This is a genomic window from Streptomyces sp. NPDC104309 (assembly GCF_055584025.1).
The window spans coordinates 31,312-53,077 of sequence record NZ_JBVJMV010000027.1; the positions used below are offsets into that span (position 1 = coordinate 31,312).

Sequence of the window (21,766 nt, forward strand, 5' to 3'; positions counted from 1 at the left end):
CGGACGTGCCAGTGGACTACACCCTCGGCCCGGACCAGGTGCGGGTGACCTGCCAGCGAGAGGTCGTGCTCGCAGCGGGAGCGATCGGGTCCGCCCAGCTCGTGATGCTCTCCGGTGTCGGCCCACGGCGACATCTGGCCGTGATCGGGATCAGCGTGGTCCAGTACCTTCCCGGTGTCGGCGAGAACCCATGACGTATTCATCGCGTTGATCCTGGTGCCGAATGAGAACCTCTCCTTCGGCAGAGGCGAGCTTCAGCTCGCCGAGACAACACCTCGCTGGTGACCCTCACCGGCACCAAGGGCTCGGAGTCCGAACAAGGCGGGCTAGTCGGCTTTCTGATGAAGGAGTTGTGATGCAGGTAGCTGTGGTGACGTTCGATGGGTTCAATGAGTTGGACAGTTTCATCGCTTCGGCGTTGGTCAACCGGTGTCGTAAGGACGGCCTGGAGGCGTTCATCACGACGCCGACGCCGGTGATCACGTCGATGAACGGTGTGGAGGTGTCAGGGCAGCGGCCACTCGAGTTCGCGGCCGAGGCGGACGTCGTGCTGATCGGCAGTGGCATCAAGACCCGCGACGTGGTCGCCGACGACCGGCTGATCTCGATGCTGCCGCTCGACCCTGCCCGGCAGTTGATCGGCTCTCAGTGCTCCGGCGCGCTGGTCCTGGCCCGCCTCGGACTCCTCGAGGGCATGCCGGCCTGCACCGACCGCACTAGCCGCCCCTTCGTCGAAGCCTGCGGCCTCACCGTACTGGACACCCCGTTCCACGCCGAGGGCAACATCGCCACCGCGGGCGGTTGCCTGGCCTCCCAGTACCTCGCCACCTGGGTAATCACCCGCACCCTCGGCGAGGACGCCGCACGCGCCGTCCTCGACTACGTCGCCCCCGTCGGCGAAAACGCCCAAACCGTCCAACATGCACTGAACGCCATCCACGCCAGTCAACCCGCCCTCCACTGAAAGACCCGGCAGGTAGCGGGTACCCCACTGATCCGTCAGATTCCCGATGATGAACAGGCCTCGGCCGGTCTCATCCATGGCGCGAGTGTGCTTCACATGCGGAGCACTGAGCGCCGCGTCTCTGACCTCGCAGGTCAGTGTCCGTTCCAGGAGCAGGCGTAGTTGAAGCGGTGGGGCACCGTAGCGGATCGCGTTCCCGACGAGTTCGCTGCCGACGAGTTCGGCGGCGAACACCGTTTCCTCATCGACGCCCCAGGCCTCCAACTGGCCGCGGGTCGCGGCGCGGGCGATCGGCGCGGCCTCGGGGCCGACCGGCAGCGCACGGGGCAATACCCGGCTCGGGGGAAGCGCCTGGGTGCGGAGTAGCCGGTTCTCACCGTCCGGGGCGCTGTCTGCGAGGGCCTGCGCGATGTCGTCGCGCAGAACGGGTAGCGGCGTATCGCCGGCGTCCTTCAGCAGCGGGCGCAGGGGATTGCTCGGGTCAAAGAGCTTCTCTGTGAGCGCGGCCGTGCCCATCGCGAGGCCACCAGGGCCCGCCCGTCGGTCCAGGCCAGCAGGTCCCCAGGGGGGCTTCGGCCAGCGGTGTCGGATTGGACATCGGCAGGGTGATCGGACGCTCCGTGGCTGCCGCCATCTCGCGGACGATGCCCTCGGTGAAGGTTCCTCCCTGGCCCGAGGTCCCGATCAGGATGGTCGGCCGCACCCGGTGGACCGCCTCAGCCAGGGCGGTCCCTGCCTGCGGATCGCGGGTCCATCGGGACACCTCCGTCGCGGGGCGGCCTAGGGGGTCTGGAAGTCCCGCAGATCGTCCTGGTCATCGATGAGCAGCCCGTGCCGGCCGATCGCCCAGATCCGCCGGGTCGCCTCCTCCTCGCTGAGACCGTCCGCGGCCATGGCGTCGCGCAGCTGGTCGGCCACGCCGATGCCCGCGGTTTCAGGCCCGCGTCGCACGGCATCTAAGATAACCGGTCAGTTTGCTACTCAAGCCAGGTTGTCCTCCGTGGACGCACCAGCTGTGAATGGTCCTTGACACACGTAAAATGACCGATCGTCTTGGATGTGAGGCTGACGACCCCGTTGCCGCGAGCACCGCGGCAACGGGGGGCTGGCCGCCGACAGGCTTGTCAGGCCTGGGCCGCCGCGGTGTCGCGCTGGCGCGCGCGGTGCGCGCGCAGGTTCGCTGCGTTGCCGCAGGTACGCACGTCGTGCCAGACGCCGCTGTTGTTGCGGGAGCGGTCGTAGAAGGCGACCGCGCACCGGGGGTTGCGACACAGCTTGAGTCGCTGTCGGTCACCGCTGTTCTGTGCCTGCCACAGCGTCAAAAGTAGTGTGGCGATCAGGAATCCCGCGCCGCCGCCGCGTGGCGCCAGTTGCACCGAACCCGCGGCGTCAAGCTCCAGCGAGGCATGCGCAGACTCCACTACGGGGGCTCCAGCGACCGCGTCCGGCGCTGGCTCCCCGTCGGGCGGTGGCGTCACGGAGTCACGCAGTGCTCTGCGCAGGTCCCGGAGCCGGACCAGATCCTCCTCGTGGAGCCGCACCCTTGGGGTGGGCTGTTCCGTTGTGGCAGCCCAGACGGCCAACGCCGAGTCCAGCCATTCCTGAGCGGTCCCAGTGTCCGCCAGCAGGTCGGCCGTCCGTGGCCGGCCGGCCGGGATGGTGTTGAGCAGGTCTTGCACCAGGCCCAGCGCGCCGGGAGCCGACGCGATGTCGTATCGCCCGGTCGCCTGCCATGTGGCGCCCATGGAACGCATCGCCTTCCTGTCTCGGGGGTGGGCGGTGACGACCGCCCACCTGCGAATGGAACAACCGATCCTAGAGGGTTCTTCCCGAGAACCATCTCGGCCCCGGCCTGGACAGGGACACTGTGTCGATCCCGCAGTGGGGCGGGATCGACACAATGGGCTCACTCGGTGACGGCCCCGGAGGCGGACCAGTTCGGGCTGTCCACCGCCGAGTACTCCTCCCCGTGGCGGTCGATCCGCCGCATCCGTCGAACGGCCAACTCGGCCATGACCTCGTCGGTGAGCGGGGGAACGAACGCGTTGTCGACCACGGTGTACTCGGCTGCCAGACGGGCCACGGGCGCGAGAGCACCGAAGTCGATCCGGCCGTTGACGTAGATGTCGTCGCGCACGTGGAAGCTCACGACCTCTCCCCACACCACGTGGTGCAGTCCGTCCGGGGCGGAGAAGATCTTGTCCACCTTGCATTCCAGGGCGACCGGCGCGCCCTTGACGCGAGGCGGGGTGACCAGCGTCGACGGCTCCTTCTCCACGCCCACCGCGTCGAACTCGTCCACGTCCGGCTCGAACTCGATGGCGCTGCGGTGCAGCGGCATGATCTGCGGAAGCGTCGCGAGGTTCGTGACGAACTCTCCGGTGTCACGGATGTTCAGGAAGCTGTCCTTGAGCGACAGCCCGTCCGACTTGGGCTGGATGGACAGCGAGACCTTGGGGGGCTTGCGCCCCACGCAGGTGAAGAACGAGACAGGTGCCAGATTGCCGACGCCGGCCGCCGACTGGGTGCTGATCCACGCGATGGGCCGCGGGATGATGCTGCCGATCAGCAGCTTGTAGGCCTCTTTCGCGTTCAGAGTGCGCGAGTCGATGTCCATGGAAGCATCCCCCTCTGTCTCAGGCGCCCAGCAGGCCGACGGCCCCGTACCAGACCGGCCCCGGATTGAGGCGGTCGGGGTGAAGCCGCAGCAACTCCTCATAGAAGTCGCGGGCGTTCGGCTTCTCCTTCAGCAGGCGGATCACGTCCCGCAGGTACTCCCGCGTACTCGCGATCGTCGCGGGGTCGTCCGGCAGTGCCGCGTTCTTGTGGCCGGCGACCACGTAGCGGGGCTTGAGCCCCTCGATCACGTCGAGCGCCTCCAGCCAGGACTCCAGCCCGCCGTCCCCGCCCTCCAGGACGTACTGGTGCACGCCGTTGTAGACGGAGTCGCCGGCGACCACCAGGCCGAGCGAGGGCACGTGCAGCACCGAGGTGCGGTCGGTGTCGGTGTGACCGATGTCGATGGCCCGCAGCAGCTCCCCCTCCAGCAGGAAACCCTCCGTGGGTACCGGTTCGGCGAGCACGGGGGAGGGCGGGACCTGGCCGGGGAAGTCGACATCCCACATGGCCGCCCGCCCCTCGGTGGCCTGCTGGTGCATGACCTCGATCGTCCCCGGCGTTGCGTAGACCTGGGCGTCCGGGAAGTCGGGGAGCAGGTCGGCGGTGCCGAACCAGTGGTCGCCGTGACCGTGGGTGGCGAAGACGTACCGCACCCGCTTGCCGGAGGCGGCCACCCAGTCGCGTACCTGTGCGATCTGGAAGTCCAGGAACGGCGGGTCGACCAGCACCGCCTCCTCCTCTCCGTACACCAGGACGGTGGAGACGGGTGAGGAGATGATCGGGTCGCCGTTCGGAAGGACCTTTCCGGCGCGCTCCGCGCCGGGCGTGACCAGCACGTCGTAACCAAGGTGAGAAGCCATGGGGCTGTTCCTCCATCCGGGATGCATGGAAGCTTGCGAACTGAAACAACCATATACCTCATGGCTCTGTCGTGCATCACATCTGGCGCTTAAAAGTGTCACCTGTGTAAGATGCAAGTCATGTTTACTTGGTACTCGCTCTTGCGGGACGCAGGGCGGGGAAGTGGTCAGGAGGCTGCGGCATGAGTGAATCGACAGCGAAGTCGGGCGGAAACACGGTGCCTGGAGTGGCGGGCGGCGCGTGGACACAGGCCTTCGTCGCCCGCGAGGAGGACGCCTTCGCCGGCGCCTTCGCCCAGGACGTTGTCCTGGAGGGGTCGACGCTGAGCCGGCCGGTCAAGGGGCGCGAGAATGTTGCGCTGATCATGGGAACGGCGAGCAGGATCTACGAGTCGCTGGTCTTCACACATGAGGCCCACAACGGCGACCGCACATACGTCGAGTGGGAGGCGACCGCCCTTGGCGGCACCACGCTGCTGGGCTCGACCATCCTCGTCCGCAACGAGGAGGGGCAGATCGCCAAGGCGGTCGTCCAGCACCGACCTCTGCCCGGCGTGCTTGCTTTCTCCGCCGAGATGGGGCGGCAGCTGGAGGGCCAGGTCGACGACGACCTGTTCCACCAGCCCGGGGAGTGACCCCAGCAGCAGATTGAACCCGCAGCGCCCTCGCCGCCGTCACCCGCCCCACCGGGCCCGGTGACGGCGGACGATTCCCGAGCGCACTCCCACGGGGCGTGCCTGCCCCTCACGCAGTACAGGGAACGGAGCAGTCATGCCCAAGACATCGCTCAGCTACGAGGTGTATGTCTCCGCCCAGTTGGAGACCACGGTCAAGGACACACCCCCGGACCTCGACCGCAGGTTGTGGTCACCGACATCGACCACCTTGATCCAAGGAGAGCGGGACGCTGTCCTCGTCGACCCGCTCATGACGACTGGTCAGGTAGGCGATCTGCTCGACTGGGTGGAGCAGCGCGGTAAGCGCCTCGTCGCCGTCTACATCACCCACGGGCATGGCGACCACTGGTTCGGGCTCGCCGAAGTGCTGCGCCGCCACCCCTCCGCGAAGGCCTTCGCCCTACCCGCGGTGGTGGAGCAGATGCGAGCCCAAGCCGCCCCGGAAACCTTCAAGAACTTCTGGCAGGCACGCTTCCCCGACCAGATCGCCTCCAACCTCGTGCTGGCCCAGCCGATGGAGGGCTGCGCCATCGAACTGGAGGGGCACATCCTGCGGGCGATCCCGCTCGGGCACACCGACACCGACGACACCACCTGCCTGCACGCGCCCTCCATCGGACTCGTGGTGGCGGGTGACGCCGTCTACAGCAACGTGCACCCCTTCCTGGCCGAGTCGCCGGCGCCGAAGCGCCGTGAATGGCTGGCCGCGCTGGACCGGCTGGAGGCCCTGCAGCCCGCGTCCGTCGTCGCCGGCCACAAGGACCCCTCGCTCGGAGATTCCCCGCAGGCCATCAGCCTGACCAGGCAGTACATCGATGACTTCGAGAGGCTCGCGCGGAACACCTCGACCGCGCTGGAGTTGTACGAAGGCATGGTCGACCTGCATCCCACCCGGATCAACCGCGGTGCTCTGTGGGGCTCCGCGCGCTTTGAGAAGGGTTGAGGCGAGGGTGGACACGGGAGCTTGTTCCCCCGGGGCCGACGCACCCTCACCTCGGTGCCGTCGATGCGCAGTTCCACGCCCTGGGAAGCTGCGTAGGCGAAGACATCGGACAGGGTACGCAGGCGCATGTCGGGCTGGCCGGGGACGGCGAAGCCGCGGCCGGCGAGCAGGGGGCGGACCTCGTGAACGGCGCGTTGATCGTGGAGCGGACTCCGTAGAATAGGGCGAGGGCGGTGTGGGGGAGTTGGAAGCGCAGGATGACCAAGGTGGCGACCACCCGATCGGTGAAGACCAGCTCGTGGCCCGGGCCGGCTCCAGCGGCGCGCTCCCGCTCATGGCCTCGGCGTTCGCGCAGCCGGGACTCCTTGCGGGCTGTCCACGGCTCGGCCAGCTCGGCGATCAGCTTGCCCAGGCGGCGGCGCGGGATACCGGTGCAGATACGATGACTCAAGGCCGTGCGGGTCCATCTGGACGTCACAATCATGATTGTCTCGCACGGCCGTTCGCATGTTCAGGCTGGCGTATCAGCGATCGCGCATCACGTCGTAATCGCTCAGCTCGGTGACTGCGGCTGCGTGAGTGAGCGAGTGGAGAGTGTGTGCCTCAGTTCATAGACGTCGGCCGCGTCGGCCGCGAGAATGCGGCCGTGGAGATCACAACCGCCGTGGCGACCGATGTCGATGCCGTCGCCGAGCTGCACACGGTCAGCTGGCGATGGGCCTACGCGACCCTGTTCCCTGCGCAGTACCTGGACGGCCCGCTCCTCGCTGAACGCCAACAGGTGTGGCGGGCGCGGCTGGCCGATCCCGTCCCCGGCGCGGCACTGTTCTTGGCCGTGGAAACCAGCGGGCTGCTCGGCTTCATCTACCTGGAACCGCAGCCGGATGGCCGGGTCTTGCTCGACAACCTGCATGCCCGTCCCGGCGACACCGGGCGGGGGCTGGGCAGTCGGCTTCTCAAGCATGCCTTGGCCTGGTCCACCACCGCACACCCCGGCCAGGACGTCTACCTGGAGGTCCTGCAGGGCAACACCCGCGCGGTCAAGTTCTACGAACGCCATGGAGGACGCCGTACCGCGTCCCGCATCTGCCGCTTCGACCAGGGATTTGAGCTTCCCGAGTTCGAGTACACCTGGCCCGCCACCGACACAGAGGCGACGCGGTCGCCAGCATGTCGCTAAGTGGTCGGCTCCGGAAGTCCTTCGGGGGTTGACTCTGGAGCCGACCACTACGCGTCGCTTCGGCTTAGGAATTCACCGACGGTCCGGACGAAGAACTCCGGGTCGTCCAGCCACGGGAAGTGCACGGCGCCCGGCTGGACGACGAACTCCCCGCGCGGGAAGAGCGCCGCGACCTCCGCAGCCTTGTCCGGGCGAGGGGACGGGTCCAGCTCACCCGCGAGCACCAGCACCGGCACGTCGAGCTTGGTCAGCACCTCGCGCACTGCAGCCGCGTCATCGAACGCGCCGGGACCAGGGTAGGCGTGAGCAGCCTCCTCGTTGCAACCGTCTTCGCCGGAGGCGGCGTGGGCCTCCGTCGCCGCATCCCAGCGGCCGTAAATGAGACGGTCCAGGAACCGCCAATCGTCCTCGCTCGCCTCCCCGGCCATCGCCCGCTCGAAGGCGGGCACCGCCTCGTCGTACCAGGGCTCACCGCTGCGCAGCGCGAGCGCCTCGCGCCGTCCCTCGAGCGGGAACTCGATCCCGGCCGCCCGGGCCCGGGCGGTCACCAGCACCAGCGACCGGATCCGCTGCGGATACCGGCCGGCGTAGAGCAACGCGAGGTCGCCGGAGGCGGAGTGGGCCAGCACATCGATCCGCTCCAGCCCGAGGTGAGCCCGGAGCGTTTCGACGTCGTCCACCTGCCGGTCGACGCGGTAGCTCGACGGGTCGGCCGGAGTCTCGGACTCCCCCGTGCCACGCAGGTCGAGCGGCACGAGCGAACGCCCTGCGATGGCAGGCAGGCCGCCCAGGTCACCGAGGTAGGCGGAGGCCCGCATCGGGCCTCCGGGGAGACAGATCAGCGGATCGCCCTCCCCCACGATGCGGTAGGCGAGGCGGGTTCCGTCCGGGGCAGGAAATGTCGGCATCCGGCCATCCTGACACCGGCCGTCCACCACCCGCCACGCATTACCGGCTGGGGGCGTTCCGAAGGCGTGGGGATGGCGCCCATCCCGCCCGACGGGCGGGTCCCCGGATACGGCACGCTTTGGCGGGTCGTGATCCACTTCTTCCGATCGGCCTGCCTGCCTTGCCCGTTGTCGCCGCCCGCCCGATAGCCCTGCGCGCCGCCGAGCGCGAGCGGCTGAAGAAGATGGCCTACGGCCACAAGACCGAGCACCGGCTGCGGATACGCGCGCAGGTGGTGCTGCACGCCGCACGCGGACGCTCCAACGCGCGCATCGCCCGCGCCACCGGCCTGCACCTGGACACGGTCCGGTGCTGGCGCGGCCGGTTCGCCGAGCACGGTCTGGGTGCTCTGGCCGACCGCGAGCGGTCGGGGCGGCCGCCGTCGTTCACCGCGCTGCAGGTTACCGAGGCCAAAGCGCTGGCCTGCCGCCTGCCCGCCGAGACCGGGGTGCCGCTGGCGCGCTGGTCGTGCCCGGAGTTGGCCGCCGAACTGTCGGCGCGCGGTATCACCGGCCCCGTCTCCGCCTCGACCGTGCGACGCTGGCTCAGGGACGACGCGCTCAAGCCCTGGCAGCACCGCTCCTGGATCTTCATCACCGATCCCGGCTTCCGTGCCAAGACCCAGCGGGTGCTGGACCTGTACGCCCGCACCTGGCGGGGCGTCCCGCTCGGCGAGGACGAGTACGTCATCAGCGCGGACGAGAAGACCTCCATCCAGGCCCGCTGCCGCTGCCACCCCACCCTCGCCCCCGGCCAGGCCCGGGCGATGCGCGTCAACCACACCTACGGACGCGGCGGCGCCCTGGCCTACCTGGCCGCCTACGACACCCACGCCGCGAAGGTGTTCGGCCGCACCGAACCCACCACCGGCATCGACCCGTTCATGCACCTGGTCCCCAGGTCATGGCCCAGGAGCCCTACGCCAGCGCCAAGCGCGTGTTCTGGATCGTCGACAACGGCTCCTCCCACCGCGGCAAGAAGGCCGCCGACCGGCTGTCGGCCGCGTTCCCGAACGCGGTGATGGTCCACACCCCGGTGCACGCCTCCTGGTTGAACCAGGTGGAGATCTACTTCTCCGTCGTGCAGCGCAAGGGCGTGACGCCTAACGACTTCACCGACCTCACTCAGGTCGGGGACCGGCTCCGAGCATTCGAAGACCGCTTCAACGCCACGGCACAGCCGTTCCAGTGGAAGTTCACCACCTCCGACCTGGACGATCTGCTGGCCAGGCTCGACCAGCACACCGCCGACCGACACGAAGAATCCTCCGCCGCGCCAGCAGCTTGATCAACCCCCGAAGGACTTCCGGAGCCGACCACTTAGCCGTGCGCTGCGAAGGGCGCCTGACGGGCATCTTGCCTGGTCAGGCGCCCTTTTTCTGCGCCTAGAAGAAGCCCAACTTCTTCGGCGAGTACGACACCAGAAGATTCTTCGTCTGCTGATAGTGCTCCAGCATCATCTTGTGGTTCTCGCGGCCGATCCCAGACTGCTTGTAGCCGCCGAAGGCGGCGTGGGCCGGGTACGCGTGGTAGCAGTTCGTCCAGACCCTGCCTGCCTGGATGGCACGGCCGGCCCGGTACGCGGTGTTGATGTCGCGGGTCCATACGCCCGCGCCGAGGCCGTAGAGCGTGTCGTTCGCCGTTCTGATCGCGTCGTCGAAATCCGAGAAGGATGTGACCGCCACGACCGGGCCGAAGATCTCCTCCTGGAAGACCCGCATCCGGTTGTCGCCCTCGAAGATGGTCGGCTGGACATAGTAGCCGCCGGCCAGTTCCCCGTCGTACTCGATCCGCTGGCCGCCCGTGAGGACCTTCGCCCCCTCCTGCTGGCCGATGTCCAGGTACGAGAGGATCTTCTGCAACTGGTCGTTGGAGGCCTGTGCGCCGATCATCGTGTCCGTGTCCAGCGGGTGTCCCGGCACGATCTTCTCGGTGCGTGCGATGCCCGCTTCCAGGAATTCGCTGTAGTGGCCGCGCTGGATCAGTGCGCGTGACGGGCAGGTGCAGACCTCACCCTGGTTGAGAGCGAACATGGTGAAGCCTTCGAGGGCCTTGTCGCGGAAGTCGTCGTCCGCGTTCCACACGTCGTCGAAGAAGATGTTCGGAGACTTGCCGCCCAGTTCGAGCGTCACCGGCTTGATGTTCTCGGAGGCGTACTGCATGATCAGCCGCCCGGTCGTGGTCTCACCGGTGAAGGCGATCTTCGCGACGCGCGGGCTGGAGGCGAGTGGTTTGCCGGCCTCCGCGCCGAAGCCGTTGACGATGTTGAGGACACCGGGCGGCAGGAGGTCGGCCACCAGCTTCAGCCATACGTGGATGGAGGCAGGGGTCTGTTCGGCCGGTTTGAGGACCACCGCGTTGCCCGCGGCGAGTGCCGGGGCCAGCTTCCAGGTCGCCATCAGGATGGGGAAGTTCCACGGGATGATCTGTGCGACGACGCCCAGTGGCTCGTGGAAGTGATAGGCGACCGTGTCGTCGTCGAGCTCGCTGAGCGACCCCTCCTGGGCGCGGAGCGCGCCGGCGAAGTAGCGGAAGTGGTCGATGGCCAGCGGGATGTCGGCGGCCAGGGTCTCCCGGACCGGCTTGCCGTTGTCCCAGCTCTCCGCGACCGCCAGCTCCTCCAGGTGCGCCTCCATCCGGTCGGCGATCCTGTTCAGGACCGAGGCGCGGTCTCCTGCCGCGGTGGCTCCCCAGGCGGGGGCCGCCGCGTGGGCCGCGTCCAGGGCCCGTTCGACGTCCTCGGCACCGCCACGGGCGATCTCGGTGAAGGGCCGGCCGTTGACAGGGCTGGGGTTCTCGAAGTACTGGCCACGGGCGGGCGGGACGTAGGCGCCGCCGATCCAGTGGTCGTAGCGGGACTCGTACGAGACGATGGCACCCTCGGTGCCCGGCGCAGCGTAACGGGTCATCTCTGTGGCCTCCCGGATCCGTGCCGTCCGCCCTTGGACGGCCCTCGGCGTGAGGATAGGCGCTGCCACGTTGCAACCCCGTTGCGGAGAAACGCGGCTACCGCCGCTCCGCGTCCAGGGCTCGCATCCTGGCGAGGAGCGCGGGGCGCTGTCCTGCGGGTACGGCCGCCGCGAGCGCCCGCCAGGCCTGGAGGTCGTCCTCGCCCCAAGGGCTGTACGCCCAGTCGGCCAGCAGCCCCGGGTCGGCGCGCGCGATCAGCGCCGCCCGCAGTTGCCCGTCGAGCCGGCCCCGCAGCCGGACGACCGAGGGCGCTTGCGAGCCGGGCAGCAGCGGGCCCGGGTAGGCGTTGAGCGCCGCCGCGACCGCGCCGGACGCCAGCCTGCGCGCCACCGTGTCGAAATCGGCGTCGACCGGCGCGGCGAGACGGTAGGGGCGGGAGGGGAGCAGCTCGGGGCCGAGCAGCCGCCGCAGCCGGGAGAGCTCGGCCCGCAGGGTCACCGGAGTCACCGACTCGTCCTCGTACAGCTCGACGAGGAGTTCGTCGCCGCCGAGGCCCTCGGGATGGCGGGCCAGCGTCACCAGGATCTCACTGTGCCGTCTGCTGAGCCGGAACTTGCGCCCCTCCGCGACCAGCAGTGCCTCGTCCCGCCCGAGCGCACTGAGCCGGATGGTCCCGCCGTCGGGTGGGCGTGTACGCAGGGCGAGTTGTGATTCGGCGGCGCGTGCCACCGCCTGTACGAACGCCAGACTGTGCGGATGCGCCAGTCGGTTTCCACCGGTGATGTCCACGGCGCCCAGGACCCGCCCCGTGTGCGGGTCGTGGAGCGGTGCCGCCGCGCAGGTCCACTGCTGGACCGGTCGCAGGAAGTGCTCGGCCGCGAAGACCTGTACCGGCCGGTCCACGGCGATGGCCGTACCCGGCGCGTTCGTCCCGGCCACGGACTCGGCCCAGCAGGCGCCCTCCACGAAGTTCATCCGGTCCGCGGCCTGACGGGTCGACGCGTGCCCTTCGACCCACAGCAGTCTGCCGTGCGCGTCGCACACCGCGAGGAGGTGTTCCCCGTCCATCGCGTACGCGCTCATCAGCTCACGGATCAACGGCATAGCGGGGGCCAGGGGGTGCCCGTCCCGGTACGGCCCCAGATCGTCCGCGCCCAGCTCGACCAGGGCAGCGCCGTCCGGGCTGACGCGTGCCCGTGCCGAGCGCCGCCACGACTCGCCGACCACCGGTCGCACCGGCCGCTCCAGCCGCCCGGCCGTGGTGAACACCTCGTGCGCGTGCCGCAGTTGGCCGAGCCGTACACCGGGATCCGTATCGGCTGTCAGGGCCACCCAGGGGTCCGTCAACTCACTCTCCCGTCCAGGGGCGTCGTGCCCGTCCCATCGTGGCCGCAGTCGACGCCTGCGACAACCGGGGTGCGGAGAGTGAGCGGACGTGGCGGCGAAGACGCGTCAGCCGGCGGAGTACAGATTGACGAGCCGGATGTAACGCACCCAGTCCCAGTTCGGGCCGGGATCCGTGTGGTCGGTGCCCGGGACCTGGACGTGGCCGAGAATGTGCGCGCGGTCCTTGGGGATGTTGTAGCGGTCGCAGACCGAGGCGGTCAGCAGCGCCGACTTCTCGTACATGGCGTTGGTGAAGTACGAGGGCTGGTCCACCCAGCCCTCGTGCTCGATCCCGATGCTGCGCGTGTTGTAGTCCCAGTTGCCCGTATGCCAGGCGATGTTCTGCTCCCGGACACACTGGGCGACATAGCCGTCCGCCGAGCGCACCACATAGTGCGCGGATACCTGTTTCGCCGGATTCTGGAAGATCCCGATCGTGTTCGAAAAGGTTTCCTGGGTGACGTGGATGATCACATACTGGACCGGATAGGCCGAAGGACGGCTCGACGCGGTGTAGTTGGACGTCGAGGCTGGGTTCCAGTGGGCGAGCGGATAGTCCGTGTCGCCTGCCGTCGTGGCAGCCGCGGCGCGGGCGGATGCCGGGATCAGCGCGGCGGCCGCCGTCGCCGCGGCGCCCTGAAGAATCCTCCTGCGATGCATGAACACTCCTGTGCGTGGGGGGAGGGACGAGGGGCGGGTGGTGTGGTCACGGGCTGGACAGCAGCGTCGACGTCTCCCGCAGATGGCGGTGGAGTCCGCGATGGGGATCACCCGCGGGCAGCCACTCCTTGCGGATCTTCGCCACGCAGGTGTAGTTGGTGTCGCACACATTGGCCAACGGTGCCTCGCCAGCCTGGCTGACGAGCTGATAGGCGTCGAGTTCGGAGAGGTCGTAGTCGCGCGCCACCCACCGCACGAGGTCCAACTGCGAGATCCGGAAGGCGTCTTCGAGAGGGCGGGCGGAACCGGTCGACATCAGATGGGTGTCGGACTCGATGCGCGGCCACGGAGTCGTGACGCCCTTCAGCAGCTCGACGAGCACCACCGTGTTCATCGCACACTCCACGGCGACCCCGCAGGTCTCGCCCTCGCCCTGACGGGCATGACCGTCGCCGAGGCTCAGCAGCGCCCCCTCGACGTTGACGCCCAAGTAGCAGGTGACGCCCGCCCTCATCTCCGGGGTGTCCATGTTGCCGCCGTGTGCGTCGGGCACCAAGGCGGACCGTACCTCCAGATTCGCCGGAGCCACCCCGATCGTGCCGTGCATCGGATCCATCGGCAGCTCCACCTGGACGTCACTGTCCCGGGCGCTGAACAGACAGGTGCGGCGTGCCCGGTCGAGCTGCCACATCCACACCACCTCGGGCAGCGGATCCTGCAGCGACGCGGTGGTGTGCGTGGAGGTGAGCGCCCCGAAGAGCGGAACGGTCGTCGAGGCGGCCCAGTCCCTGGCCGGTTCGACGGACACGAAGTGCACCGCGACGGTGTCACCGGGCTCCGCACCCACCACATGGAAGGGCCCGGTCTGCGGGTTGAGAAACGGGAACTCGCAGACTTCGGAGACCAGGTCCTTCTCGGAACGCACCCGTCCCGCGAAGCAGTCCTCGGTGTACACGTCGAGGAATGTCCCCGGCTCGATGCTGGCGACCGGGGCCGCTCCGCCGAAGGTCCAGGCGTACTCGCCCTCCTTGGGACGGACGGTCAGGATTCGGGGGTCGTTCATCGCTGTGCCGCTCCTGTCTCGGGTTCCCCGGCCGGCTCCGGGGCGTCGTCAAGATGGATCCGTCCGGTCTGTGCCACCCGCTCCGGATGTCTGCGCAGCAGCACCGCCAGTACAACGATTCCGATCAGCATCCAGACACCGACGACCGGACCGGCGTATGAAACGGGCGCGCTCAGCTCGGAGACGAAGTCGAAGGCCGGGATTCCGGCGGCTGTCAGCAGCGCGGGCACGAACGCAGCTGTGCCCAATGCCGGGAAGAGCAGATGGAGTACGGGGTTGAACGTGTCCCGCCGCCGTCGCAGGAAGTACCCGGCGCAGGAGAGGTTCACGATGATGTACACACCGATGATCACCGTGACGATCACGGTGGCCAGCAGCACGAAGGCCGTCACCGGGTCGTAGCCGAACCCCAGTCCGAGTGTCGCGCCCACCGCGATCACGAACTGCACGGCCACGCCGGTGACGGGGGAGCGACGGCGGGGGTGCAGGTGTGCGAACGCCCGTGGGAAGACCTCGATCCGGCCGAGGGCGAACGCCGTCCGGGTCGAGACGGTGGCACAGGCATTGGCGTTGGCCACCGTCGAGTTGACCACGGCGAGGAAGAGCAGCACCCAGAACAGCCCGAACGAGGCGCGTGCCACGCCTTCCCAGGACGCCGCTCCCGAAGCCCCGAATCCGGCCAACCTGTCGGGCCCGAAGTACACGGACATTGCATAGGTGGTGAGGACGTACACCAGGCCGATGGAGAGTGCCGCACCGAGCACCGCACGCCGCATGGTGCGCCGCGGGTTCTTCGTCTCCTCGGCGAGCGGTGCCGCGGCCTCGAATCCGGCGAAGGCCAGCACGGTGTAGACCGACCCCGCGAAGATCCCGCTGATGCCGTCGAAGCCGTCCGCGGTGTGCGAAGTGCCGAACACCGAGAGCGTGTTGTCCGAGCCGGCCTGTCCGATGAGCAGCGCGGCGAAGGCGACGAACACGAGCACCTCGAAGATTCCGAGCACGGTTCCGAACCGGGCGGAGGCCCGTACGCCGAAAAACCCGGCGAGCGCGATGACCGCCGCGCCGAACAGCGACCAGGGCCACCACAGGTGTGCCGGGTAGGACGACCATTCCTGGTGCAGGGTGCCCGCTGTCGTGAAGCCGAGCTGGAGCAGCAGCAGTGCGGGGACCAGAGCCTCCACGAAGACATAGCCCCAGCCGACGAGAAAGCCGATGGCCGGGTGCAGGCCTTGCGCGGAGTAGGTGGCGACCGAACCGGCGGCGGGCAGATGACGGGCCAGTTCCGCGACGCACGACGCGGTGAACAGACAGGCGATCAGTGCCACGACCACGGAGAGCGGCAGACTCCCGCCCGCGAACGTGGCCCCGGAGGGAATGGAAGCGGCGATGGCTGCGGCGGGCGCCATCGCCGTGATGCTCTGGAAGAGGACCTCGCGCAGCCCGACGGCATCACGTAACAGTCCGCTGCTCGAATCCCCCGACACCCTTGTGGCTCCCTTTGTCCGATGACCGGAAGGTGTTGTCCGATGTACGGCTCAGCTTCTCGCGCGCCCTACCGTACGGGCGTCACGCGGGCGGCGGAAGACGGCAGGAGCCCGGAATCGGGTACGCGGACGGGGAAGCGGACAGAATCGCACGGCGACGGCGGCACGGGAGCGTGTGCCCCCGTACCGCCGGGCGGAGCGCGGTCAGCCGTGCAGCGGGCGCGGCAGCTTCAGCAGCGTCACCGACGTGTCGATGCCGCTGTCGACCAGTCGGCCGTTCGCGTCGAACGCCTCGGCACCGTCGGTCATCCCGAAGTCGTTGTCGTTGATGAGGGCGAGCGTGTCCCGGCCCGTCACCGCCACACCCTCGATCTTCCCCGGCACACCCGTGATCTCGCCCAGGTCGACGACCAGGCTCTTGCGGATCGTCGGTACGCCCGACGCCGAGGGGTCGGGGAGCTCCTCGTAGGAGGGTGACGTCGCTGGGTCGTCCCAGGCGGAACCAAGAATTCCGGATCCGTGGGGGAGTGTCACCCGGTGCAGCCGCGCCACCCTGTCCGTGCGCTCCTCGATCAGGAGTCCGTCGCGGCCGACCGCGACGACCGAGGAGATCTTCAGCTCGGAGGTGTCGTCCTCGCCGGGGTCCACGACATCGACCGGGTCGAACCGGTAGGCGTACTCCGCCGTGACCGCGCGCTTCTTCGTCGAGAAGCGCAGCAGCCGCACATTGCGCGACGACTCGCCCGCGTCCTGGTCGGGCAGCGAGAGCGGGCTCTGCACCGCCATCACCAGGTCACCACCCGGCAGCAGGGCCAGACCCTCGAACCCGCGGTTGGTCTTGCGGTTCAGAAGCACGCCGGGCAGCGCCTCGATCACCGGATAGTCGGCGCCCGTCAGCCCGAGCCCCTGAGGGACGTAGCGTGTCAGCACCCGGCCGCGGGCCGAGACATGCACCAGGGAGGGACCGTACTCGTCCACGAGCCAGAACGTGCCGTCGGCGGCCCGGACGATGCCTTCGGTGTCCAGGCCGTTCGGGTCGTACGCGAGCGGGGTCTTCGCGTCGTACGTGTACGGAGCCTCGTCGCGGCCCCGCTGGTTCGGCAGACCGGTGACGGCGGCACCGGAGCGGGTGGTCAGCGCAATGGCCCGCAGCACCTTGATGTGCTTGCCGCTGACCCGGATCCTGACGATCGCCGGGTCGAAGCCAGGGACCGGGAAGGTGCGCCGCTTCTTTCCGTCGATCTTGATTTGCCCGTTGGGGCCGCGGTCCGTCACCGTCCAGAACTCGCCCTTGCGGCACGCCGGGTAGAGGTCGCTGCCGATACCGCCGAGCATCACGCCGCGGTCGTCGGCGACCGTCCCGGGGAGCAGCCCGTTGCTGAAACCGGCGAGCGGGATGTCAGGGAGCACGGCGCTCCCGATGACCCGAGCGGTGGGTTCCTGGTGCTCGTGCCGGTCCGGCGCGCCCGTCGCCGTCCCGGCGGCACACACTGTTGCGAGCAGGGCGAGCGGCAGCCCGACGGCGAGCGAACGACGGACAACACGCTGGGACATGGGGCCTCCTGAGGCATGAACAGCTCGGACGGCCGTCAGGTTCCGCCCTTACCCTCAACGGGCGGTGACTTCGAGCTGAACGCCGGGGCAGAACGCGGCGACGGACAGGGGACGGGCGCATTGCCCGGCCGCCGCCCGTCCCGCCATCGAGCGCCGAGCGGGCCTCGCGGACAACGACCTCAGTCGTCCGTCACGCCCCAACCTCCCAGCGCCGCCGCCGGATCGACGTCCGCCGGGCCTGCCGGGACCCAGCGCCCGCTCTCCGCACGGTAAGGCCACCAGCGTCCGTCCCGCCCGAACCGGAGCTGCACACCCTCCTCCACGGCCGTCCACCGGTTGCCGGCCGAACAGAACCGCGGCTGTTCGCCCTCCTGCCACGCCTCGGCGAGCCGGGTACGGGCCCTGGCCAGGGTCTTTGGATCCGGGGTCCACTCCTCGTCGAGCACGGTGAGCGCGGCCGCCCCGCCGTACCGCCACGCACGCACCGCCGCATCGAGCCCGGGACGCGAACGCCCCGATCCGGCGGCCAGCCGGGTGGCGATCCACGGCTCCGGCCCGGCGTCCGCGATCAGCCGTACGGCGTCCTGCCCCGGCGTCAATTCCATCGGCAGCGGCTGATGTTCATGGCCGGGGGAGAGCGCATCCGTCAGCATCCGGCAGGCGCGCGCCGCGCTGTCCGCGACCAGCAGCTCCAGGACCGCCGGTTCGACGCCGGGCTCCGGTGCGGTCTCCGTGTCCAGCGACGGAGCGGGGCCCGGCTCCACCGGCAGCGACGGGGGCGCGGGCAGCGGGGGCAGAATGTCCCGCGCGTCGAAGGCCTCGTCCGCCCGTACGCCCCGGTCCCGCGCCCCGGGTTCCGGCGCGCCGGAACCGTCGGAGGTGGCCGGACCCGACGGCGCCCGCTCCTCGGCGCGGCCCGCGATGCGCACCTGGAGTTCGTCCAGGATCCGCCGCTCACCGCGCCCGCGCATGAGCAGCAGGACGAACGGATCCTGGTCCAGCAGCCGCGCGACCTGGTAGCACAGGGCGGCGGTGTGCGGGCAGTGATCCCACGCCTCGCAGGTGCACTCCGGGTCCAGATCGCCGATCCCCGGCAGCAGATCCACCCCGGCCGCCGCCGCGTCCTCCACCAGGTGGGGCGGCATCTCCCGGTCGAGGAGCGCAGCGATGTGCCCGGCCCGGGAGGCGGCCATGTCCAGGAACCGTTCCCAGTCCGCCCCGCTCAGCTCCTGCAGGAGCACGTCACCGCGGTACGTGGACGCGTCCCGGTCCCGGACGACAGCGGTGATCCGGCCGGGCCGTACGGTCACCGCGCCGACCCGGCCCTCGCGGGCGAACCTTCGCCCCTTCTTGAGCTGTTCGCCGTCCAGCGCGGTGTCCTCCAGGGACTTCAGCCACGCCCGGCCCCACCAGGACTCCGCGAAGCCTCGGCCGCGCGCGGGCGGCAGCGCGGCGAAGGTGCGCTCCTGCACCGGGGCGTCGCGCCCGTCGCCGACGGCGGAATCGGCCCCTCGACCGTCGTGTCCGACGTCGTCGTACCGGTGACCGTCATCGCCGTACGTGACGCGCTCGTAGCCTCCGCCGTCGTATCCGTCGCTCATCGTGTGCCCCCTCGCAGCTCCACCAGACCGGCCAGTTCCGCATCCGTCAGTTCGGTCAGCGCCGCCTCGCCGGAGCCGAGCACCGCGTCCGCCAGCCCCTGTTTGCGGGCCAGCATGTCGGCGATCCGGTCCTCGATGGTGCCCTCGGCGATGAGGCGGTGCACCTGCACCGGCTGGGTCTGCCCGATCCGGTACGCGCGGTCGGTGGCCTGTGCCTCCACCGCCGGGTTCCACCAGCGGTCGAAGTGCACGACATGGGCGGCCCGGGTGAGATTGAGTCCGGTGCCGGCGGCCTTCAACGACAGCAGGAAGACCGGGGCCTCGCCCGACTGGAAACGGTTCACCATCGCCTCCCGCTCGGCGACCCGTGTAGCGCCGTGCAGGAACTGTGTGCGAATCCCGCGCGCCGCGAGGTGCCTTTCGAGCAGCCGGGCCATCTGCACGTACTGGGTGAACACGAGCACACTCGCGTCCTCCGCCAGGATGGTGTCGAGCAGTTCGTCCAGGAGTTCCAGCTTTCCCGAACGGTTCTCGATCCGCGGCTCCTGTTCCTTCAGGTACTGCGCCGGGTGGTTGCAGATCTGCTTCAGGGCCGTCAGCAGTTTCACGACGAGGCCCCGCCGCGCGAAGCCGTCGGCGCCGGAGATGGCGGTCAGCGTCTCCCGTACCACCGCTTCGTACAGGCCCGTCTGTTCCGCCGTCAGCGACACCGTGCGGTCCGTCTCGGTCTTCGGCGGCAGCTCGGGGGCGATACCCGGATCCGATTTGCGACGTCGCAGCAGGAAGGGCCGCACCAGCGCGGCGAGTCGCTCGGCCGCCGCCGGATCGCCGCCCTCGGCGGTGCGCGCGTATCGGGTACGGAACATGCCGAGCCGGCCCAGCAGACCGGGCGTCGTCCAGTCCAGGATCGCCCACAGCTCGGACAGATTGTTCTCCACGGGGGTGCCGGTGAGCGCCACCCGTGCCCCCGCGCCGATCGTGTGCAACTGCTTGGCCGTTGCCGAGTACGGGTTCTTGACGTGCTGCGCCTCGTCGGCGACCACCATGCCCCACCGGATGCCGGCGAGTTTCGCCGAGTCGAGCCGCATCGTGCCGTACGTGGTGAGGACGAACTCGCCGTCCGCCAGGCCTGTGAGGCTGCGCGAACCGCCGTGGAAGCGGCGCACCGGCGTACCGGGAGCGAACTTCTCGATCTCCCGCTGCCAGTTCCCCATGAGTGACGTCGGGCAGACCACGAGCGTCGGCCCGGCGGCGGATTCGATGGTCTGGCGGTGCAGATGCAGAGCGATCAGCGTGATGGTCTTGCCCAGCCCCATGTCGTCGGCGAGACAGCCACCGAGGCCGAGCGAGGTCATGGTGTGCAGCCAGTTCAGACCGCGCAGCTGGTAGTCGCGCAGTGTCGCCGTGAGCGCCGGGGGCTGACCGACCGTCTGTGCCTCGCTCCCCGGTCCGTCGGACTCGGGATCGGCCAGCCGACGGCGCAACCGCTCCAGCCAGCCGGTGGCCCGCACATCGACCCTGTGGCCGTCGACCTCGGTGGATCCGGTCAGTACGGCACCGAGCGCGTCGATCGGAGCGACCTTGCGGTCCTCGGTCTCGCGGGCGCGCCGTGCCTCCTCCGGGTCGATCAGCACCCACTGGTCGCGCAGCCGCACCACCGGCCTGTTGGCCTCGGCCAGGAGGTCCAGCTCGGCGCGGCTGAGCTTCTGGTCACCGACGGCGAACCACCAGTTGAACGTCAGCAGCGCATCGGCCGACAGGAGCGGCGGCGTGTCGGATCCGGTGCGGGTGAACGCCTCGTGTTCCGGGTCCTCCCCGTCCTCGGCCGGACCGATCACCGCCCGTGCGGTGAGCTTGCGGGACAGTTCCCGGGGCCAGTGCACCTGGACCCCGGTCGCGGCGAGGGCCCGACCGGCGTGACCGAGCAGGTCGGCGAGCTCCTCGTCGGCCGGTTCGACGGAGTCGGGCACCGCGGCCGACAGCAGCGGAGACAGCGGTGGCCAGGCACGGGCGGCCCGGCGCAGCGCCAGCAGGGCATCCATCCGGGCACGGGGGCCGAAGCCCGCGGCGGCCGGCGCGGACCCCGTCCATACCTCGGCGGCATCGGCGACCAGCGTCGGATCGTTGACGCTGTGGATCTGCAGAACAGTACGGAAGGACGGCCGGGCGTCCTCGTCCGGCGCTGTCAGCCCGGACACCTCCACTCGCAGCGAGAGCCGGACGCCGGCGTCGTGCCCGGCTGCGATGTCGGCGGCCCAGGCCCGCTGGTCGGGCAGGTGCTGTGGCGCGTCGACGGCGAACGCCGGGGCGCCGGTGGCGAAGGCCGCGGCGGGGGTGCGGGGCAGCCCGTCCGCAACCGCGTCGAGGAACGCGCGCAGCAGCCGCTCGGGTTCGGGCAGCAGAACGGGCCGCGCGGTCCGGTCGAGCGGTACGGCGTGTGCCCGGGGAGGCATCGAGGCCGCGAGCGTACGGATCCGGGACTGATCGTCGGCGGTCAGCGGCCCGGCCCGCCAGGCATCGTGATCGGTGACGGTCAACCCGGGAAGCAGCAGGCCACGGGCGGCGAGTTGGAGAGCGAGGAGCGTGGCGGCGCCCCAGAACGCGGCGGCGCCGGAGGCATGGGCCGAAGTCCGGGCACGCGTCAGTACGGGCAGCGCGTCGCGGACCGGGAGCAACAGCGCCGGCACGGCGTGGACCCGCGCGTCGGCGTCGACGACGGTCAACTCCTCCACGGAGCCGGGAGCGTCTGGCGGACTGCTGCCGTCCGGATGCCAGAAGGCGATGCGGCCGGCACGGGAGGGGTCCGAGGGCAGGAAGACCACGGAGCAGCCGGAGAGTGCGGAGATCTCGGAGAGCGTTGCCGCGGGGAGCCTGTGCACAGCGATGTCGAATTCCTCAAATTTGACTAGTCGGGGTCG

At 69.7% G+C, this 21,766-nt stretch carries 22 protein-coding genes and 1 pseudogene; 7 read left to right on the forward strand and 16 right to left on the reverse strand.

From position 1 onward, the window contains the following. Positions 1 to 5 precede the first annotated feature (5 nt). Both ACZ68L_RS31180 and ACZ68L_RS31185 read left to right on the forward strand, forming a co-directional pair. Positions 6 to 194: a GMC family oxidoreductase N-terminal domain-containing protein gene (locus tag ACZ68L_RS31180; RefSeq protein WP_469583415.1), complete on the forward strand. Its 189-nt coding sequence runs from the start codon at positions 6 to 8 to the stop codon at positions 192 to 194. A gap of 161 nt (positions 195 to 355) precedes the next feature. Beyond that, the gene (locus ACZ68L_RS31185; protein WP_469583418.1) at positions 356 to 964 is read left to right on the forward strand and encodes a DJ-1/PfpI family protein; all 609 of its coding nucleotides are present in this window, start codon (positions 356 to 358) and stop codon (positions 962 to 964) included. Between the two features lie 39 nt (positions 965 to 1,003). Here ACZ68L_RS31185 and ACZ68L_RS31190 read toward each other — a convergent pair. The 6 genes and pseudogenes from ACZ68L_RS31190 to ACZ68L_RS31215 form a co-directional block, all read right to left on the reverse strand. Further along, positions 1,004 to 1,480, reverse strand: a pseudogene (locus tag ACZ68L_RS31190) (ATP-binding protein); the annotation flags it as partial. Continuing rightward, positions 1,446 to 1,727: a malic enzyme-like NAD(P)-binding protein gene (locus ACZ68L_RS31195; protein ID WP_469583419.1), complete on the reverse strand. Its 282-nt coding sequence runs from the start codon at positions 1,725 to 1,727 to the stop codon at positions 1,446 to 1,448. The pseudogene ACZ68L_RS31190 and the gene ACZ68L_RS31195, both read right to left, overlap by 35 nt. A 17-nt stretch (positions 1,728 to 1,744) precedes the next feature. Beyond that, the gene (locus tag ACZ68L_RS31200; protein WP_469583422.1) at positions 1,745 to 1,915 is read right to left on the reverse strand and encodes a malic enzyme-like NAD(P)-binding protein; all 171 of its coding nucleotides are present in this window, start codon (positions 1,913 to 1,915) and stop codon (positions 1,745 to 1,747) included. Positions 1,916 to 2,088: 173 nt separating this feature from the next. Further along, entirely contained in the window at positions 2,089 to 2,709 is a 621-nt protein-coding gene (locus ACZ68L_RS31205) for a CGNR zinc finger domain-containing protein (protein WP_469583425.1), read from the reverse strand. 161 nt (positions 2,710 to 2,870) lie between these two features. Next, the gene (locus tag ACZ68L_RS31210) at positions 2,871 to 3,581 is read right to left on the reverse strand and encodes a flavin reductase family protein (protein WP_469583428.1); all 711 of its coding nucleotides are present in this window, start codon (positions 3,579 to 3,581) and stop codon (positions 2,871 to 2,873) included. Between the two features lie 19 nt (positions 3,582 to 3,600). Beyond that, positions 3,601 to 4,443, reverse strand: a complete 843-nt coding sequence (locus ACZ68L_RS31215; RefSeq protein ID WP_469583430.1) for an MBL fold metallo-hydrolase — start codon at positions 4,441 to 4,443, stop codon at positions 3,601 to 3,603. Between the two features lie 182 nt (positions 4,444 to 4,625). On the opposite strand from ACZ68L_RS31215, the gene ACZ68L_RS31220 reads away from it, so the two are divergent. Together ACZ68L_RS31220 and ACZ68L_RS31225 are read left to right on the forward strand one after the other, a co-directional pair. After that, positions 4,626 to 5,078, forward strand: coding sequence for a nuclear transport factor 2 family protein (locus ACZ68L_RS31220; RefSeq protein ID WP_469583433.1), 453 nt, complete (start codon positions 4,626 to 4,628; stop codon positions 5,076 to 5,078). Positions 5,079 to 5,214: 136 nt separating this feature from the next. After that, complete coding sequence (locus tag ACZ68L_RS31225) at positions 5,215 to 6,063, forward strand: MBL fold metallo-hydrolase (RefSeq protein WP_469583436.1); 849 nt, start codon at positions 5,215 to 5,217, stop codon at positions 6,061 to 6,063. A 46-nt stretch (positions 6,064 to 6,109) separates the two neighbouring features. Here ACZ68L_RS31225 and ACZ68L_RS31230 read toward each other — a convergent pair whose 3' ends face one another. Continuing rightward, positions 6,110 to 6,514, reverse strand: coding sequence for a hypothetical protein (locus tag ACZ68L_RS31230; protein WP_469583438.1), 405 nt, complete (start codon positions 6,512 to 6,514; stop codon positions 6,110 to 6,112). A gap of 195 nt (positions 6,515 to 6,709) precedes the next feature. Between ACZ68L_RS31230 and ACZ68L_RS31235 the strand changes: the two genes are divergently transcribed. Then, positions 6,710 to 7,243, forward strand: coding sequence for a GNAT family N-acetyltransferase (locus ACZ68L_RS31235; RefSeq protein WP_469583441.1), 534 nt, complete (start codon positions 6,710 to 6,712; stop codon positions 7,241 to 7,243). Positions 7,244 to 7,290: 47 nt separating this feature from the next. Here the strand turns inward: ACZ68L_RS31235 and ACZ68L_RS31240 are convergent, their stop codons facing one another. Further along, positions 7,291 to 8,151: an alpha/beta fold hydrolase gene (locus tag ACZ68L_RS31240; RefSeq protein WP_469583443.1), complete on the reverse strand. Its 861-nt coding sequence runs from the start codon at positions 8,149 to 8,151 to the stop codon at positions 7,291 to 7,293. A 161-nt stretch (positions 8,152 to 8,312) separates the two neighbouring features. Between ACZ68L_RS31240 and ACZ68L_RS31245 the strand changes: the two genes are divergently transcribed. Both ACZ68L_RS31245 and ACZ68L_RS31250 read left to right on the forward strand, forming a co-directional pair. Continuing rightward, positions 8,313 to 9,212 carry an IS630 family transposase gene (locus ACZ68L_RS31245; protein ID WP_469583445.1) on the forward strand — a complete coding sequence of 300 codons (900 nt, stop codon included), beginning with the start codon at positions 8,313 to 8,315 and terminating at the stop codon, positions 9,210 to 9,212. After that, a complete protein-coding gene (locus ACZ68L_RS31250; RefSeq protein WP_469583447.1) occupies positions 9,128 to 9,478 on the forward strand; it encodes a transposase in 351 nt (116 codons plus the stop codon). The genes ACZ68L_RS31245 and ACZ68L_RS31250 overlap by 85 nt, the downstream gene beginning before the upstream one ends. A 97-nt stretch (positions 9,479 to 9,575) precedes the next feature. Here the strand turns inward: ACZ68L_RS31250 and exaC are convergent, their stop codons facing one another. From exaC to ACZ68L_RS31290, 8 genes are all read right to left on the reverse strand, one after another. Continuing rightward, complete coding sequence (exaC, locus tag ACZ68L_RS31255; protein WP_469583450.1) at positions 9,576 to 11,099, reverse strand: acetaldehyde dehydrogenase ExaC; 1,524 nt, start codon at positions 11,097 to 11,099, stop codon at positions 9,576 to 9,578. A 97-nt stretch (positions 11,100 to 11,196) separates the two neighbouring features. Then, entirely contained in the window at positions 11,197 to 12,447 is a 1,251-nt protein-coding gene (locus tag ACZ68L_RS31260; RefSeq protein ID WP_469583452.1) for a GAF domain-containing protein, read from the reverse strand. 105 nt (positions 12,448 to 12,552) lie between these two features. Next, on the reverse strand, positions 12,553 to 13,146 hold the full coding sequence (locus ACZ68L_RS31265; RefSeq protein WP_469583455.1) for an N-acetylmuramoyl-L-alanine amidase: 594 nt from the start codon (positions 13,144 to 13,146) through the stop codon (positions 12,553 to 12,555). A 46-nt stretch (positions 13,147 to 13,192) separates the two neighbouring features. Continuing rightward, on the reverse strand, positions 13,193 to 14,209 hold the full coding sequence (locus tag ACZ68L_RS31270; protein WP_469583458.1) for an acetamidase/formamidase family protein: 1,017 nt from the start codon (positions 14,207 to 14,209) through the stop codon (positions 13,193 to 13,195). After that, positions 14,206 to 15,693, reverse strand: coding sequence for an APC family permease (locus ACZ68L_RS31275; protein WP_469583462.1), 1,488 nt, complete (start codon positions 15,691 to 15,693; stop codon positions 14,206 to 14,208). Before ACZ68L_RS31275 ends, ACZ68L_RS31270 begins: the two co-directional genes overlap by 4 nt. 204 nt (positions 15,694 to 15,897) lie before the next feature. Continuing rightward, a complete protein-coding gene (locus tag ACZ68L_RS31280; protein ID WP_469583465.1) occupies positions 15,898 to 17,247 on the reverse strand; it encodes an esterase-like activity of phytase family protein in 1,350 nt (449 codons plus the stop codon). 179 nt (positions 17,248 to 17,426) lie between these two features. Continuing rightward, on the reverse strand, positions 17,427 to 18,848 hold the full coding sequence (locus ACZ68L_RS31285; RefSeq protein ID WP_469583468.1) for an SWIM zinc finger family protein: 1,422 nt from the start codon (positions 18,846 to 18,848) through the stop codon (positions 17,427 to 17,429). Next, positions 18,845 to 21,727: a DEAD/DEAH box helicase gene (locus ACZ68L_RS31290; RefSeq protein ID WP_469583471.1), complete on the reverse strand. Its 2,883-nt coding sequence runs from the start codon at positions 21,725 to 21,727 to the stop codon at positions 18,845 to 18,847. Before ACZ68L_RS31290 ends, ACZ68L_RS31285 begins: the two co-directional genes overlap by 4 nt. Positions 21,728 to 21,766 lie beyond the last annotated feature (39 nt).

What these genes read in the sequence shown, in the direction of transcription:
- ACZ68L_RS31185 (WP_469583418.1), top strand. Translation starts at nt 356, where the DNA reads ATGCAGGTAGCTGTGGTGACGTTCGATGGGTTCAATGAGTTGGACAGT.
- ACZ68L_RS31205 (WP_469583425.1), bottom strand. Translation starts at nt 2,709, where the DNA reads ATGGGCGCCACATGGCAGGCGACCGGGCGATACGACATCGCGTCGGCT.
- ACZ68L_RS31210 (WP_469583428.1), bottom strand. Translation starts at nt 3,581, where the DNA reads ATGGACATCGACTCGCGCACTCTGAACGCGAAAGAGGCCTACAAGCTG.
- ACZ68L_RS31215 (WP_469583430.1), bottom strand. Translation starts at nt 4,443, where the DNA reads ATGGCTTCTCACCTTGGTTACGACGTGCTGGTCACGCCCGGCGCGGAG.
- ACZ68L_RS31220 (WP_469583433.1), top strand. Translation starts at nt 4,626, where the DNA reads ATGAGTGAATCGACAGCGAAGTCGGGCGGAAACACGGTGCCTGGAGTG.
- ACZ68L_RS31225 (WP_469583436.1), top strand. Translation starts at nt 5,215, where the DNA reads ATGCCCAAGACATCGCTCAGCTACGAGGTGTATGTCTCCGCCCAGTTG.
- ACZ68L_RS31240 (WP_469583443.1), bottom strand. Translation starts at nt 8,151, where the DNA reads ATGCCGACATTTCCTGCCCCGGACGGAACCCGCCTCGCCTACCGCATC.
- exaC (WP_469583450.1), bottom strand. Translation starts at nt 11,099, where the DNA reads ATGACCCGTTACGCTGCGCCGGGCACCGAGGGTGCCATCGTCTCGTAC.
- ACZ68L_RS31265 (WP_469583455.1), bottom strand. Translation starts at nt 13,146, where the DNA reads ATGCATCGCAGGAGGATTCTTCAGGGCGCCGCGGCGACGGCGGCCGCC.
- ACZ68L_RS31270 (WP_469583458.1), bottom strand. Translation starts at nt 14,209, where the DNA reads ATGAACGACCCCCGAATCCTGACCGTCCGTCCCAAGGAGGGCGAGTAC.
- ACZ68L_RS31280 (WP_469583465.1), bottom strand. Translation starts at nt 17,247, where the DNA reads ATGTCCCAGCGTGTTGTCCGTCGTTCGCTCGCCGTCGGGCTGCCGCTC.
- ACZ68L_RS31285 (WP_469583468.1), bottom strand. Translation starts at nt 18,848, where the DNA reads ATGAGCGACGGATACGACGGCGGAGGCTACGAGCGCGTCACGTACGGC.